Annotated in this window: 11 protein-coding genes; 4 read left to right on the top strand and 7 right to left on the bottom strand. The window is 41.1% G+C overall.

What is annotated here, in order from left to right:
* The first annotated feature begins 441 nt into the window (after positions 1–441).
* A complete protein-coding gene (locus L2764_RS07395; protein ID WP_248939580.1) occupies positions 442–1,353 on the top strand; it encodes a DMT family transporter in 912 nt (303 codons plus the stop codon).
* Between the two features lie 144 nt (positions 1,354–1,497).
* Here the strand turns inward: L2764_RS07395 and L2764_RS07400 are convergent, their stop codons facing one another.
* The 4 genes from L2764_RS07400 to L2764_RS07415 form a co-directional block, all read right to left on the bottom strand.
* Complete coding sequence (locus L2764_RS07400; protein ID WP_248939581.1) at positions 1,498–3,900, bottom strand: hypothetical protein; 2,403 nt, start codon at positions 3,898–3,900, stop codon at positions 1,498–1,500.
* A gap of 373 nt (positions 3,901–4,273) precedes the next feature.
* Entirely contained in the window at positions 4,274–4,606 is a 333-nt protein-coding gene (locus L2764_RS07405) for a hypothetical protein (RefSeq protein ID WP_248939582.1), read from the bottom strand.
* A gap of 15 nt (positions 4,607–4,621) precedes the next feature.
* Entirely contained in the window at positions 4,622–5,143 is a 522-nt protein-coding gene (locus tag L2764_RS07410; protein WP_248939583.1) for a hypothetical protein, read from the bottom strand.
* A gap of 75 nt (positions 5,144–5,218) precedes the next feature.
* On the bottom strand, positions 5,219–5,842 hold the full coding sequence (locus L2764_RS07415) for an SMI1/KNR4 family protein (RefSeq protein ID WP_248939584.1): 624 nt from the start codon (positions 5,840–5,842) through the stop codon (positions 5,219–5,221).
* A gap of 852 nt (positions 5,843–6,694) precedes the next feature.
* On the opposite strand from L2764_RS07415, the gene L2764_RS07420 reads away from it, so the two are divergent.
* Entirely contained in the window at positions 6,695–8,200 is a 1,506-nt protein-coding gene (locus L2764_RS07420) for an eCIS core domain-containing protein (RefSeq protein WP_248939585.1), read from the top strand.
* Positions 8,201–8,678: 478 nt separating this feature from the next.
* Here L2764_RS07420 and L2764_RS07425 read toward each other — a convergent pair whose 3' ends face one another.
* The 3 genes from L2764_RS07425 to L2764_RS07435 form a co-directional block, all read right to left on the bottom strand.
* Positions 8,679–9,455, bottom strand: coding sequence for a phosphoadenylyl-sulfate reductase (locus L2764_RS07425; protein ID WP_248939586.1), 777 nt, complete (start codon positions 9,453–9,455; stop codon positions 8,679–8,681).
* The gene (gene cysI, locus L2764_RS07430; protein ID WP_248939587.1) at positions 9,448–11,163 is read right to left on the bottom strand and encodes an assimilatory sulfite reductase (NADPH) hemoprotein subunit; all 1,716 of its coding nucleotides are present in this window, start codon (positions 11,161–11,163) and stop codon (positions 9,448–9,450) included. Before cysI ends, L2764_RS07425 begins: the two co-directional genes overlap by 8 nt.
* A 125-nt stretch (positions 11,164–11,288) precedes the next feature.
* Positions 11,289–13,097, bottom strand: coding sequence for an assimilatory sulfite reductase (NADPH) flavoprotein subunit (locus tag L2764_RS07435; RefSeq protein WP_248939588.1), 1,809 nt, complete (start codon positions 13,095–13,097; stop codon positions 11,289–11,291).
* 629 nt (positions 13,098–13,726) lie between these two features.
* Here L2764_RS07435 and L2764_RS07440 point away from each other — a divergent pair.
* Both L2764_RS07440 and L2764_RS07445 read left to right on the top strand, forming a co-directional pair.
* Complete coding sequence (locus L2764_RS07440) at positions 13,727–14,959, top strand: Re/Si-specific NAD(P)(+) transhydrogenase subunit alpha (protein ID WP_248939589.1); 1,233 nt, start codon at positions 13,727–13,729, stop codon at positions 14,957–14,959.
* Entirely contained in the window at positions 14,959–15,234 is a 276-nt protein-coding gene (locus tag L2764_RS07445; RefSeq protein WP_248939590.1) for an NAD(P) transhydrogenase subunit alpha part 2, read from the top strand. Before L2764_RS07440 ends, L2764_RS07445 begins: the two co-directional genes overlap by 1 nt.
* Positions 15,235–15,249 lie beyond the last annotated feature (15 nt).

Genomic DNA, 15,249 nt, shown 5'->3' on the forward strand with positions numbered 1-15,249 from the left:
GCAGGCTAAAGTCGTGGATTTCCATCCACACTGGGCCAAAGGGGATCAACAGCAATCCCCCTTGGAACCCTGTGCCGCCCCTAGCGGAACAAAACACTTCATAATTCACAAAACAAGAATAACTAGCGCCTTAGATTCATCATCCCTGATTCAACTAAGGCTATTTCGGCCTCCCTGCCTCAATCACATTATTCTTGATTGAATTATCTCAGCTGCTCCGATGGGGGACTCAAAGAAAAAGCCAGTGGATTGCTTCGATTTTATTACTTGGGTTGTTAGCGATGCCATGAGAGGGTTAGCCAATTATTTATCGTGGGCGCCTTACGCATTAATACCCACTAAAGTTGCATAACTAATACCTTGCAAATAAAAATGGTAGCACACATGATGCCAACTTATTTTCACTTTAAAACAGTTAATGACATTTAACAGGAGGTCCAAGTGTTGCCCAAACACCTTATTGGTTTTATTTTGGCATTATTAGCCGCGCTCTTAAATGCCACAGTGGGCATTATCAGTGTTAATTTATTTCAATCGGGTTTAAGCCCAGAGAGCATCGCATTCATTAAGTGTTTTATTGCATTAATGTTTGTGGGGAGCTTATTGATAATAACAGGGCAATATCGATTATTAATACCTTATTTCAAAGAAAAAGGGTTAGCACTCGCAAGCAGTGCTTTTTTTGGTTTATTTATACTTTATCATTTTGAAACAGCAGCATATGAAACAATTAATGTCCCCGTTGTTGTTTTTTGTCTTTTCGGGGCATCCACTATCACGACCTTTATTCTTGAAGCTATCATAGAAAAGCGCTTTTTACATTTAAACGAAATACTCTCAATGATGATGGCAATCTTTGGCCTATCGTTGATTTTCATTGAAGGGGGCTTGTTAGATGAAAACATGATAGGAATGGTCAATGCCATGTTATCCGGTATGGGTTACGGCACCTTTTTAGTCTTGTCAAAGCGATTTAACATTGGAACAGGTTTAGTCACCTTGTTTGGTCTACTTTTCTTTGGAGTCATCTATCTGTCTTTTCCTTTTCTTTCAGCAGGCAGTATTCATATCACACTGGAGAGCTTGTTTTACCTAGTGTTACTCGCTCTGTTGCCCACAATATGTGGGTTCTGGGCAACAACAAAAGCATTAACCCTCATTAAAAGTCAGTCAGTACAATTAATCGAGTTAACAGAACCCCTTTTTGCCATATGTTTCAGCTTCATTTTTTTAGCCCAATTAAGCACAACTTTTGAAATATTAGGAGGAGGATGCATTATTTTATCGATTATATTACATGAATACCTACCACTAAAAAGTATCGATAAACCCGCCCCAATGACAGCTGAGTGAGAGCAAGCACCAGTGGCGATTAAGTGAGAATTAGCAGGTGAACTAGCAATAGTTCACCTTTTTTTTGTGCGTTACTGGTATTTAAAAGTTTAATCTACAATAATCTTGCCGTTTTTAATTAAACTATATATTCGTGAATTAATACTATGTTTTATTTTTGATAAATTTTTTATGCCACCAATCACCATAGCTTGGTAACCCTAAGTAAATTTGCTGAGTTGCATCAGCAAGCACATCAATATCCTTTAGCTCGTAACGGTATATCTCTACGATCGATTTATGTTTGGAGGTAGCATTTTTCCATGCATCCTCAAGACTAAAATCATCAACTGAAAATAATTCAATTCCCGTTAGTACAATAACAATAGCTTTTTGTTCTCTAGTCTTTCTATCAATCTCACGGCCCCACAAAGCTAATTTAGCTAATCGGGCCTTTTCAGATTTAGACAAATTTGTTTTTAATAATGAAAACACTAAAACAGCACCTGGATGCCTCTGAGCAAGCTCTTTCATTGCTGAAATATCTTTAATGCCAATAGCCTCTTTTGCAAAGCTTTTGGCCTCACCAAAGACTAATCTTGCTTGAGAGTGATTATCCAGTGGGGAAGTTTGCTGTAACCATAAAAGATAATCTGCTTCGATTTTTTTTCCATCTGAATACGTTAATTCTCGCCCTGCTGACCATGACATATTAGAAAATGAAGCTTCACCAATAACCTCAGAGAAAAACCTTATAGATAAGGAGGCTGAATAACCGCCTTTTGCATAATTTGGCAGGGCAAATGGTCCTATTAATCGGTATGCCCAAATCAGATGATTTTTAGTGTCTACTTTTGGAAAATCAAATAGCCTCATGCATAGGTCACACTTTAGACTATGATCTAATTTTGGTAGTTCAAACCAACTAGGGTGACCGCATTCAGTGCATTTTATTTCTGCACCCAATTCAACAGCTCCATTATTTACCAACTGATCAAAGCTTCTATTTTTCCATCTTTTGTTTTTTGTAGCGGCAATGATTTTATTTCTAAATGCCATCACATTGTCTGTTTTAGATGCTGGCTTCATAGCTATCTTATTTAACTCTTCAATCACTTTTTTGCTTGTTAAAGCTCTAACTCCCCAAAAACCACCCAAGGTATCAATTATTTGCTGAGTGGACCTGCCAGCGTCAGATTGAACTGTTGTTATATCTTTACTTTTAAGCCATGTTGAAATTGCATCACTACAAGTTTTTATTTCAACATACTCTGTATTTGATATAGCTCGAGGTAATAAAGTTAGCCCCTCACTTGTAGGGAGAGCAAAATCTCCTCCCATGTATGAACGAGGAAACTTTGGGTTACGAAAATCAATTGGAAATACAGTATTGATTGAGCGGTCAATCCAGCTTCTTAATTTTATAACGTTTGCCCATTTACAATTACCACGATGGTTATTTACAAAGCTTGGTTTTAATGTATCTAATTTTACGGTGCTGTCATTGTCATCAAATGAGTATTCTGCGTCTCTCTCTTCAACCGTTAGCAGAGGACGTTGGTCCCTTGAGATCCCTTTGTATGCTTTTACATCAAAACGGGGATACCAATGTTGAATACAATTAGCCCCTTCTCTATCAACCTTAATGTGATTTTCAAAAATCGTATTAGCTTCTTCGTCTTCAATCCCTCTAGAGAACATCGCTTGAGGACGTATCATCACACCATATCTGTTACCAGGTAATGGCCTGTAATTTTTAAGAATAAATTCTTTACAGTATGCACTAAGTTGGGATATCCATTGCTTAGGGATAGGAATGACTCGATTGGCATATACAGCACGTAAATTCCAATAATCTATTAAGTCATATGGTTTAGTTAAGTCGAAAACAAACAAGGTAGGTGACATGTGATTATTTGAATAGCGTTTAATGTATTTATTCGCCATCCGAATAGGTGAAGTAATGCCTTCACGATATATTTTGTCTAAATTTTCATCCTCTAATTTTATCGTATGAGCATCAAAGTTATCTTTAAAAACACGCTCATAATAGCTATATTCTTTTTGCTCTGGAAACTTGCCAAAAAGACAACTAACAAGCATATTTTGAACAGCTGATTTTCCTTCTACAATAGTAATGTTATGAGGTGTTCGTAATTGATATTTATATTCATTATCATATAATTCGTTATATAAATCATACGTATCCAAGCCAAATCCATTCCAACTTTCATGACCTTCACCCACAAGTAATTCTTCTAGATTTATAACCCTTCGACTGTCATAACCACTATTTCTAGCCAAGCCCTTTTCACATTCAACTAATATATCTGGCTCAAAGAAATCCAAGTAGCGATTTAACGCTTCGCTAGGTAATTCTCGCTTCAAGCTATCGTTAGACCACCATGTAGGGGTTCTTCCAAATACTGGAATGATAGGATTATATAACCCTCCCCATAAACATGTGTTTATCCTAAATATTTTTTCGATGTTTTTTTTGTCTGTGGGACGTACCAAAAACGCAAACCTAATTGGTCTTAATCTACTTTTTATATTTATGGTTTTCATGCAGTCCCTTCTTGGACTTAAATGAGGTACTTCACATTTAAGTTCAGTAAATTATCTTTATCCAGACACAATTAATCAATAACATACTCAGATTTTCACCCGTTATCAACCTAATGCAAACGCTCAGCCTTTATTTCTATTAATACGTGGAATACAAGGCTGGACTGTTTAACCTTCTCACTAGTATCCTCACCATCGTCAAACTAAAAATGGTGATCGTAGCACCAACATCATGGGTACTGAACTGACTACAAAACAGAATGTAGGTAGCTATATAAAAAGTACATTAGTAAATACATAGCCAACCACTCATAATCAGCTGCCTACAATTCAACATGATTTTTTAGTTGAATTGTAGATACAGCTATATTTTTTAGTTTACTTTTTCATAATAGATATCTCTATCAAGCTTTTTCAGCTCTAAATATCCCAATAAAACACCTCCACCACCAAATATAATCATTAAACATTCTTCTATCGAACTGATAGCAGTCCCTCTAAAGAAGCTACCGATAAAAACAATAAGAAAAATACTCACAAATCCGCCAATAAAATATAACTTCATTCTCGTGACTATTTGCTGGACCGAGCTATTATTTAACCTAACTTGGCATTCAGGACAATTAAACTCGATCTGCTTATTAACTTTATCGAGTTTATTTAATTTCAAATAACCAAATTTGTGCAGACATAAAGGGCAGAACATTATTACACCAATTAGTTAAAGAGTGCGATTAAAAGCATCACATGATGCAACTTTAGCCACAGCCCTGACATGAGCCATAGTATATTTACTCTTCAAATCATTTAAACTCAAATAGGGTGATACCACACTATACTGCGTTTCAGCTACAGCTTGGCCATTTGAATCAATGAGTTCAAGTTTTATACACCAATTTTCCTCAGATACTCTACCAAAATACGTCTTCCCTTTTTCTAATTCTATATTTTCAACGTTAAACTTAGCAGCCCACACTAAATTTGATTTAGAAGGATCATAAGGAACTTTAATCCTTAATTTTGCTTGTTGTGGTTTCACATAATGTGCGGCTATATTGGGGGTAGTAAAAAACCCCACGTTTAAGGCTTCATCATTTACCTTTTCAAAAATAACCGCAAAATATTTGTCATTACTCCTAAACTTCTCATTCTGTAATTTAGCATAATCATCAACATTACTAGGTACAGCGACACAACCACTAAGGATCAAAAAAATAAAATTTATAATTAATAAACGAATCACAACACACTCCATAAAAAATTTATAGCCAGCCACTAACAATCTTTTCCAAACGCTTATTTTTAACCGCTTGGTTGACTAACATTCGAAGTATATCATTTTAAGTGCATCAATAAACTGCATTTTCTGAAAGTGAAACATGTGAGCATCACTGTCCCATACTGCATGTTCAAGGCAATGAAACAGTAATTCAAAAAACTCTTCTAGCGAATCTGCAAAGACAAATTTCTCTTCTTCATCAGGGCCAAAGTTTATCACTTGTCCAAACGTACCTTGGCTATCTGGATCAAAATCGAGACCAATAAAATTGTCACAACCATCGGTTAATAATGGAACCCATTTAGCATTCGCCAACAAAAGTTTAACTTTGCCCGTTTCTCGAGAAGCACAAAAAGCATGCACCTCATCATCATACTCTTCTAAAAATGCTCTACCATCCTCTAAGGTCCTCAATACCTGACTTAATGACATGAAACTTAAACCAAACATATAACCAAGTGTTACAGACTGATTTTCGCCATCATTGGCAGAATAAAGTGTCAATAAATTAGCAGGCAACTCTTGCTTCACTTCTTGTTTAAACCATACTGTTAATTGAGCTAAATCCTGCTTAGATACAGCTCCATTTAATCCTGTCATTAATTGAGGATACATGACCTCAATTTTAGCTCTCAGCTCATCCCACGCTTTGCCTTGCTGCATAATACAACATCCACTACTTTATAATATAACTTTGATATCTGAAGATTAATAAGTATTGATGAATAGATGTAGCCGACTTTAGTCACAAATTCAAAGTAATCATCTTAAAGCCAGCCATTAATAATCAATAACATACTAATGACTAACAGTCTTTTAAAAGAAGTGACTTAAGCAAAATTGATGAATTTTAAAGCACAAAACATCAACTCAGTAGATAAATAAAAAACTTAGGTCAAAGAAACCCACTGCTTTTGATTTTATTTTTTGCTTTTAGCTTTTAGCTTTTAACATCCCGTGTAGATGCAACTGTATGCCTTCGACTTCAAGGATGAAGTCGCAGAGCGCTCAGGGATGAGTTTACAGCGTGCTACAGAGGTATCTGCACAATAAGCCTGCGGCAAGCAATAAATATAATTGAACCAATCTAATCCAAACACACCTCATCAATACCAAATAAATCAAGGGAACACACAAAAAATGCCATCAAGCTTTCATTCAAAGCTTACGTATGTTGCTGGGAATCCACGACCTTAGCCCGCTGCAAGCTAGAGGCAGGGACATCTAACAGGTCTTTAAGAGAGGGATATCCTTAGGACGAGCGGTCCTTCGAATCCCACTCTTTACTACAAGAAGGAATGGGATCCACGACCTACCATTAAGCGAAGCTTAATACATAACAATGTCACCCGCCTTCATTCAAAGGCCAACCCATTTTGGGGCATAAACAGGTTCAACACTACCAGAGATAAGGCTCATTAATTACTGCCCTTGGGCTTTTCAAAAACAGCTGAAAATTTTGACTATATTTAGAACAGTTACATCACGCGATTCATGCGAATGACAAGGAATGTTATGTCAAACGATGTCAATAAGTACGTGAATAAGGATCCAAAGAGTCATTCCCTTAACAATAAAGTTTCCCCGAAAAGGAGCCCGTCTAACAATCAGTTTATTGATAATCGACCTGAAGCCGCGCTGCAAAGAAAGTACCAAGAAATGGCTAACAATAGTCCACAAGCTGCCCGCATGGCACAGTTACAATCCATGGCCGATAATCATGCGGCCAAGCAGGCTATTCAAAAAGCTGACACTAATACTCACAATAATACTGGCCTACCCGATCACTTAAAAAGTGGCATGGAAAGTTTATCGGGCATCAATTTAAATCATGTCAAGGTGCATTATAACTCGGCTAAACCTGCGGCGGTGCAGGCTCATGCTTATGCCCAAGGTCATGACATTCATCTAAGCGCTGGCCAAGAAAAACATTTACCCCATGAACTCGGTCATGTTATCCAACAAGCCCAAGGGCGAGTCAATCCCACCACCACAATCGGCGGCTTAGCAATCAATGATAATGCAGAACTGGAAAAAGAGGCCGATGTACTAGGCGCTAAAGCGCTGCAGATGCAACCAAAAGAGAATAACAGTTGGCCGGTTGCTCAGAAGAAAAGTTATTCTGAACAAGGTAGTATGTTTGTTGGTAACGGCTCTAAGGCTGTTACACAAAGAGAACTACTTCGTGATAGTTGTGTCTCTCAATTTCAATTAGCTTCGGTGGCCAGTGGCGCTGTTAATAGCTTTAATATATATCAACCCATGCAATTTATTGCAGAGACACTAGAACAGAAAATAATAAGAATTCTAGCCGCGCGTAAAATTGTAATCACCGCTGATGAAGCGGTAGGATATGCGACCTTTCTGACTGAAGAGGATGAAAACACTGAAATTCAGGTAGTAGGACATAACAGAGCACTGAAATTAAATAAAGCTGGTATTGTTTCAAGTATTGTTCGCCGCCCACAATCAGATGCATCGAGGATGCGCGTATCTGCTGTTAGTGGTCCCATGCAAGAGGATGCATCCAGTATGGTAACTGAAGGGCCGCGCCCTTTGACTGGAGAGAGAACTTCACAGGGTGCAACAATAAGTGCTGCAACGCTTTCCGATATTCCTTCGCGTTCCAGTCTTAGAAGCGTAATGGGAGGAAGTGCAGCCAAAATGAGTGGTATTGAGCACTCTGAATGGCTTCATATTGTAGCCCATTCTTTAGGTGGCCCAGATTCTCCGGTCAATATCGTTGCTGGATCACATTCTCTTAATACAGCAATGATACCTTTTGAACGTTTTGTTAGAGCGAGTGCTCGTTCCGGCCATATGACTGATTACAGTGTAACTTTTTATTCTGACACTGAGCAGAGTGTCATGTATGTACATCATGTTGAGATCAGAATTGTACTGCCGGAAAAATCAGGTATATGGACTTTACAAGTTAACAGAGAATCTATGTCTGAATTTATCAATGGACAGGTTCTTGCTGATATTGAAGAATTTGTTGCAGCATTTGCAGCTAAGTGAGTAGAGCATAAACAGGACCAGTCACTTTATTCATAATAGCCCCCCCCTTTCTAGAGGTTATTAATCACCAGAGATTTCGTCATAGAAAACCTCTGTTCAAGCCCATAACAAAACCTAAAAATCATTAAAACGCTTCTTAGCCCAATTAATATCGTTAACCCCACTATCTATTACCAGAAGGAATGATAACTCTCGACCTTTTTTTGATTTACATCAAAGTCCGCTGAAACAATAACACAGTTAACTGCAATCAATGATATTGAGCTAAGCGCCAACACCCTCTCTATTAATCAAGAAAGGTCGAGTCCAAGTAGCCACTTTTTCTTAAGCTATTTTATCACTTATCTGAAATATTAATAGCGTTGCTGACGCAGACAATACAAGGCGGCACGTAAGCTGAGTCTCGGAGTTGACTAGTGTCAATGAGAAACGAAGCTAAGTGCCAACACAGTAGTGTCAAGTCCAAGCAGCTATAAAGCTAAATGTCGTAGTGCAGACCACACTCACGCTTAAGCCCATTAAAACGAGTCTCTTCTTCAGTCATACCTAGCTCTAATGGCTTGCTTGAATGCGTATCCCCCACCGATACATAACCTTTTTCCCATAGTGGGTGGTAAGGCAATTCATGCTGCGTTAAATACGCATGCACATCCTTATTGCTCCACTCAACGATGGGTAACAGTTTATAACGGCCACCCGTGATCGCCAAAATAGGCAAAGCTTCACGGCTGCTAGACTGGCTATGACGCAGTCCGGCAAACCAAGTGCCAACTTGCAAATCCTGCATGGCTTGTTGCATCGGCTCGACTTTATTGATCTTATTATAACGATCTAACCCGTCAATACCTTTCTCCCAGAGATTACCATAACGGGCTTGCTGCCAAGCGGCGCTGTAGGTGGCAGCGTAGGTTTTCAAGTTCAAGTCTAAGCGCTCGGTCATCTCATCAATAAACTGATAGGTCTCAGTAAATAAGTGTTGAGTGTCCGTCAAAATCACCGGAATATCGGCTTTTTGGCGACTGAGCAGATGCAGCATCACTGCAGACTGAATACCAAAACTGGACGATAACGCATGGGTATTAGGCAGTAAAGCCAATGCCCATGTCACGCGTTGCTCAGCGCTTAAATCGATTAAAAAAGCATTAATGCGCCCAAGCTCAGCTTGCTGCTCAACCTTTGGTGAGTCGAGTAAGGCCTTAAGCTCGTCTTGAGAAATCGGGCTATTGTTTATGCTCTTGTTTATGTACTCATCCATGGAAATCCCTTGCAGCATCATTAACGGCTTTTACCACCCCAATTCGAACGGTGAAATTACCAAAAGTTTCGTCCACCTCTTTCTCTGCGACGAAACGGCCAAACAACGTATCCAGTTCGGCCATTATTTCGGCTTCTTGAATATTTTCTTTGTGTAATTTGTTCAATCGGGTCCCTTCAAAATTAGCGCCTAAATACAAGTTATAACGCCCCGGCGCTTTACCGACTAATCCAATTTCAGCGGCAAACGGACGCGCGCAACCATTAGGACAACCTGTCATACGAATAACGATGGCTTGATCTAAGAAGCCATGTTTATCTTGTAAATTCTCAACTTTACTCAAAAAATCGGGAAAGTAACGCTCAGCTTCAGCCATCGCCAGAGCACACGTCGGTAAGGCCACACACGCAATAGAATGGCCACGGGTTTCACTGATGAGCCTGCCCATTAAGCCATACTTGCGCGCTAAGCCTTCAATTTCTGCCTTATCGGCTTCATCGACACCAGCAATGATGACATTTTGATTCGAGGTCATTCTAAAGTCGCCTTTATGAACTTTAGCGATTTCCCGCATCCCCGTTTGCAGTGGCTCACCCGGCAAGTCTTTAATACGACCCCCTTCGATAAATAAGGTCAGATGCCAATCGTTAGCGACACCTTTTATCCAACCGTAACGATCGCCGCGATCGCCAATCACCACATTACGTTTCGGCTCAAAGGCTACACCTACCCGCTTTTCAAGCTCGGCTTTAAACGCCTCATAGCCATGATCGACAATGGTATACTTTAAACGGGCACGCTTACGGTTAACGCGGTTGCCCCAATCACGCTGCACTGTCATCACCGCTTCGGCAAATTTAAGCGTGTCTTCGAGTTTGATATAACCAAAATCATCGGCTAAACGTGGGAAGGTTTCCACTTCACCATGGGTTGAACCCATCCCCCCACCAGCGACTAAGTTAAATCCGACTAATTCGCCGGCTTCAGCCACCGCAATAAAACCTAAATCATTGGTATAAACATCCACATCATTATCAGGCGGTACGGCCACAGCCATCTTAAATTTACGCGGTAAATAAGTCTCACCGTAAACGGGCTCAACATCCTCTTTAGTCGTCATGATTTTTTCATCATCTAACCAAATTTCAGCATAAGCTTTGGTGTGCGGTAACATGTTATCCGACAGTTTTTTAGCCCACTCATAGGCCTGTGCATGTAACTTCGACTCAACAGGATTGGGGTTACACATCACATTACGGTTCACATCACCACAAGCGGCAATCGAATCTAAGGCTTCACGATCAAGATCGCGAATAATGGTTTTCAGATGACGCTTTGGAATACCATGATATTGAAACGTTTGTCTTGTGGTTAAACGAATGCTATTTGAGCTGGTGAGCTCACAAGCAATTTTATCCACGCCCAACCATTGTCTGGTAGTACACACACCACCAGGTACGCGCGCCCGGAGCATGAAACTATACAGCGGCTCTAATTTTTGCTCTTTACGTTCATTACGCAAATCACGATCATCCTGCTGGTAAAAACCATGGAATTTAATCAGCTGTTGATCGCCGTCACTAAAAGAGCCTGTGACCGCCGTCCCTAAGCCTTGTTTAATGGTCCCGCGTAAATAATTACTGTCGGTTTTTAAATACTCATTAGCCGCTAATTTTTCGCTTTTTGGCTCAGTCTTTTTATCACTCATGGCTATCGCCTCACTCTTGTCTTTATCTGAACTGCGATCGATGTCACAGCCATCTTTTATTCTTTAATCGTACCTATTGATCCTGCGCGACTGTCTTTTAACACTAACTACTTGTAATAAAATGGTTAGTAGACATCTTTTTGATAACGTTTGTCAGTGCGCAAGGTCTCAAAATAAGCTTGTGCTTGCTCGAGACTCATTTCACCATGAGTAATAGCCACATCAATTAGCGCTTGATGTACATCCTTTGCCATTCGCTCTGCATCACCACAAATATACAGATGCGCTCCTTGTTCTAGCCATTGCCATAACGCTTCACCTTGCTCAGTGATTTTATGTTGTACATAAACCTTGTGTGCCTGATCGCGCGAGAAGGCTAAATCTAATCGTGTCAGCTCACCGGCATTGAGGTACTGCTGCCATTCGATTTGGTATAAGAAGTCTTGTTCAAAATGTGGGTTGCCGAAGAATAACCAACTATGACCTTGTATACCTTGGGCTGCTCGCTCTTGCATAAAAGCTCTAAAGGGTGCCACACCAGTACCAGGGCCAATCATTATCACTGGCGTTTCGGGGTTTGCCGGTAAACGGAAATGGTTATTCGGCTCCACATAGACGTTAACTTGTGCGCCTTCTTCAGCTAAGGCTAAAAATTGCGATGCACCGCCAAAGCGAGCCTGACCATCATGTTCTTCCTCCACCAACGCCACCGTTAAATGCACTTCACTTTCCACTTCGGTTTGACTAGAGGCAATAGAATAGAGACGAGGCGTAATGCCACGCAGTAACCCAACAAAACCGCTCGCCGTCACCGTTGCGGGGTACTGACTAATTAAATCAATCACTTGATGATTAATCACATATTGACGCAGTTGCGCTTTATCTTCACACAAGGCCACTAATCTGGCATCTTGACTCAGCTCTGCCCACCCTTTCACCGCATTAGGGTTTAATTGGGTCAGCTCTTTAATTTCAATTAAGGCCTGCTTAATCGACACGGTCTCATTGCCCAAGCTCACGGTTTCAGAGGCTTCGATGCCCAACTTAGCCAATATATCATCGACTAAGGTTTCATTATTAGTAAACCAGATCCCTAAGGCATCACCCGCCTGATATTGTATGCCTGACTCACCCAGCTCAATTTCAACATGACGCACATCGCGATCCGAATCACGACCCGTGAGTTTTTGGCTCACTAATACTTCAGCGGTATAAGGTTTCTGCTTAGTGAAGCCAGTTTCAAACGTATTGACGACACTGCCACCCGCAATCGACACCACACTCGCTGTGGTATCATCTTTAATTAGCGGTTTAACGGCTTCCAACACTTGGGTTTGCCAAAGCGCGGCTTGCTCTTCATAGTCCACATCACATTCAACAATCGGTAATAATACTGTCGCGCCTAACGCGGCTAACTTTTCATCAAAGTCTTTACCCGTTTGGCAGAAAAATTCATAGCTTGAATCTCCCAAAGCTAACACAGAGAAATGCAAGTTATCGAGTTTAGGGGCACGTTTAGACGATAAAAATTTATGCAGTTCAATGGCATCATCCGGCGCATCGCCTTCACCATGAGTACTGACCACTGCCAGTAGTAAGCTTTCTTGTTTCAATTGACGGACTTTGTAATCGCCCATCGACACTAAATTAACGCCATAGCCTAATGCTTGGGCTTTCGCCGCTAATGCTGAAGCGATCCCACGGCCATTACCCGTTTGGCTACCATATAATACAGTCACTGTTTGAGCGGGTTGGCTTTCAGCGCTTACCGCGATCCCTGATTGTCCTTGTGCTCCTTGCTCTGCAGTGGCTGATAGATATCCACTCACCCACGCGAGTTGTACGGCATTCAGCTCGGAAGTGAGCTGTTTGAGCTTCTCTGTTTGTGCTTGTGACAACGGAGAAGTCAGTGATGAAAGCTCTTTTAACAACATGAAAACGGCCCTAGATCAGTTTAATGTCTGATAGCTTAGCCTCTGCGCTCGAAAGTAAAAAAGAATAAAAGATGATTTTTAATTCCATTTTGGAATATACAAAGCGCAAAAATTAAGCTACAACATAACAATGAATAAAAAACACCTCGCTAATGCAAGGTGATATTGGTCAATTTTTTGCTCTTTTCCACTTGTACTTTATATAAGAACACTGATAAAAATATAGACCTTGTACATTCAGCATAATACCCAAGCCACCTGAAGATACGTCTTCGAAGGGGACTCGTATTAAAGTGCGACACAATCTGAACCTTTATCAAAGGCCAGATAGTCTTGTCATCACGGCGAACAATAACCCTGATTGAGCAAATGAGATACAACGATTGTTTTCCATCCACGGGAATACAACATAAGGAAGCTATATCATACTGAATTAATTATATTATACCCACAACTCTGCGTTTGAGTTGATAACACCAGTCGCATAACATGCTGTTTATGCCATCATAGGTGTTCATTAACCATGACTCAGTGCCAAACTGCTAATAAAGAATAACTTCTTGGGGATCCATCGACTCATCGGTATTCCTTAATTTCTTACACTTACTTTTCACGCACAGGTGATCCTTTTGAAAATAGGCCTATTAAAAGAACATCATTTTGACGAAAAACGCGTCGCACTCATCCCTGCAAACGTGACACGTCTGATGAAGAAAAACATCGCCATTATGGTTGAATCGAGCGCTGGGGTCCACGCAGGTTTTATCGATAAAGATTACCAAGACGCAGGCGCAAGCATACATGACAGACAAACAATCCTCGCTCAAGCGGATATTATTGTATTAGTCAACGCGAAAGGCGCACAACTCGACGAATTAAAAAGCCAATTAAATGAGAAACAGCTGCTCATTGGCATGATGGACCCACTCGCCCATCCAGAACATGCACAAACCCTTGCCAGTATTGGCGTCAGTGGCATTGCACTGGAAATGGTACCGCGGATCACAAGGGCACAAAGTATGGATGTCCTGTCATCCATGGCCACCATCGCAGGGTATAAGGCCGTATTACTCGCCGCCTATAGAGCGCCCCGTTTATTCCCCATGATGATGACCGCTGCGGGCACATTAAAACCTAGCCGTGCGCTGATCATGGGCGTCGGGGTCGCAGGATTACAAGCCTGCGCCACGGCAAAACGTTTAGGAGCGGTCGTTGAAGCTTACGATATTCGCCCCGCCGCACGGGAGCAAATCATTTCTGTAGGGGCCAAACCCGTCGAGTTGGATCTTGAAACCGAAAATACCGAAACCAAAGGCGGCTACGCCACCGAACAAAGTGATGATTTTTTAAAACGGCAGCAACAAGCCATGGCCAATGTGCTGGCTCAGCAAGATATCATCATCACCACGGCGGCCATACCGGGGCGCACCGCACCGATCTTAATCACTAAAGAAATGGTCGACAGCATGAAAAATGGCAGTATCATTGTTGACTTAGCCGCTGAGACGGGGGGGAATTGCGAACTCACCGAACTGAATAAAGAAGTGCTACATAAGGGTGTGACCATCATCGGCCCCAGTAATATCGCCTCAACAGCAGCCACTCATGCCAGCCAAATGTTCGGCACCAACATCGAGCATTTATTAAACCTATTGCTCGATAAAGAGGGAGTACTGACACTCGATATTGAAGATGAAATCGTCAGAGATACCTTGGTAGCCCACCAAGGAGAGATTATTAGCCCTAGGCTGAGAGATGTACTCAAACTGCCAGCACTCTCTATACCTCCAACACCCACAGCAGATGAACCCACGCCCTCTTCGGCAGAAAATAACTCAACCACAACTCAGGAGACACACTAATGGATATTTTATTATTACTCACCTTATTTGTAGTGGCCATCTTTCTCGGCGTCGAGATCATCACTAAGGTCCCCCCCACTTTACATACCCCGTTAATGTCTGGTTCCAATGCCATTTCAGGGATCACCTTAGTGGGCGCATTATTATCGGCAGGATCCGGCGCGGGTATGTGGGTCAATGTCTTAGGCTTTATTGCCGTCGTACTCGCCACCATCAATGTTGTCGGCGGTTATATGGTAACCAATCGCATGCTTGCCATGTTTAAAAGAAAATAAGGAACGCATTGATTA

Source organism: Shewanella surugensis, assembly GCF_023284005.1.
GTDB classification, from domain to species: domain Bacteria; phylum Pseudomonadota; class Gammaproteobacteria; order Enterobacterales; family Shewanellaceae; genus Shewanella; species Shewanella surugensis.

Bases quoted from the DNA above. Each gene is read 5' to 3' on its own strand.
- cysI (WP_248939587.1), bottom strand. From the start codon at position 11,163: ATGAGTGATAAAAAGACTGAGCCAAAAAGCGAAAAATTAGCGGCTAAT.
- L2764_RS07405 (WP_248939582.1), bottom strand. From the start codon at position 4,606: ATGTTCTGCCCTTTATGTCTGCACAAATTTGGTTATTTGAAATTAAAT.
- L2764_RS07420 (WP_248939585.1), top strand. From the start codon at position 6,695: ATGTCAAACGATGTCAATAAGTACGTGAATAAGGATCCAAAGAGTCAT.
- L2764_RS07400 (WP_248939581.1), bottom strand. From the start codon at position 3,900: ATGAAAACCATAAATATAAAAAGTAGATTAAGACCAATTAGGTTTGCG.
- L2764_RS07445 (WP_248939590.1), top strand. From the start codon at position 14,959: ATGGATATTTTATTATTACTCACCTTATTTGTAGTGGCCATCTTTCTC.
- L2764_RS07425 (WP_248939586.1), bottom strand. From the start codon at position 9,455: ATGGATGAGTACATAAACAAGAGCATAAACAATAGCCCGATTTCTCAA.
- L2764_RS07435 (WP_248939588.1), bottom strand. From the start codon at position 13,097: ATGTTGTTAAAAGAGCTTTCATCACTGACTTCTCCGTTGTCACAAGCA.
- L2764_RS07415 (WP_248939584.1), bottom strand. From the start codon at position 5,842: ATGCAGCAAGGCAAAGCGTGGGATGAGCTGAGAGCTAAAATTGAGGTC.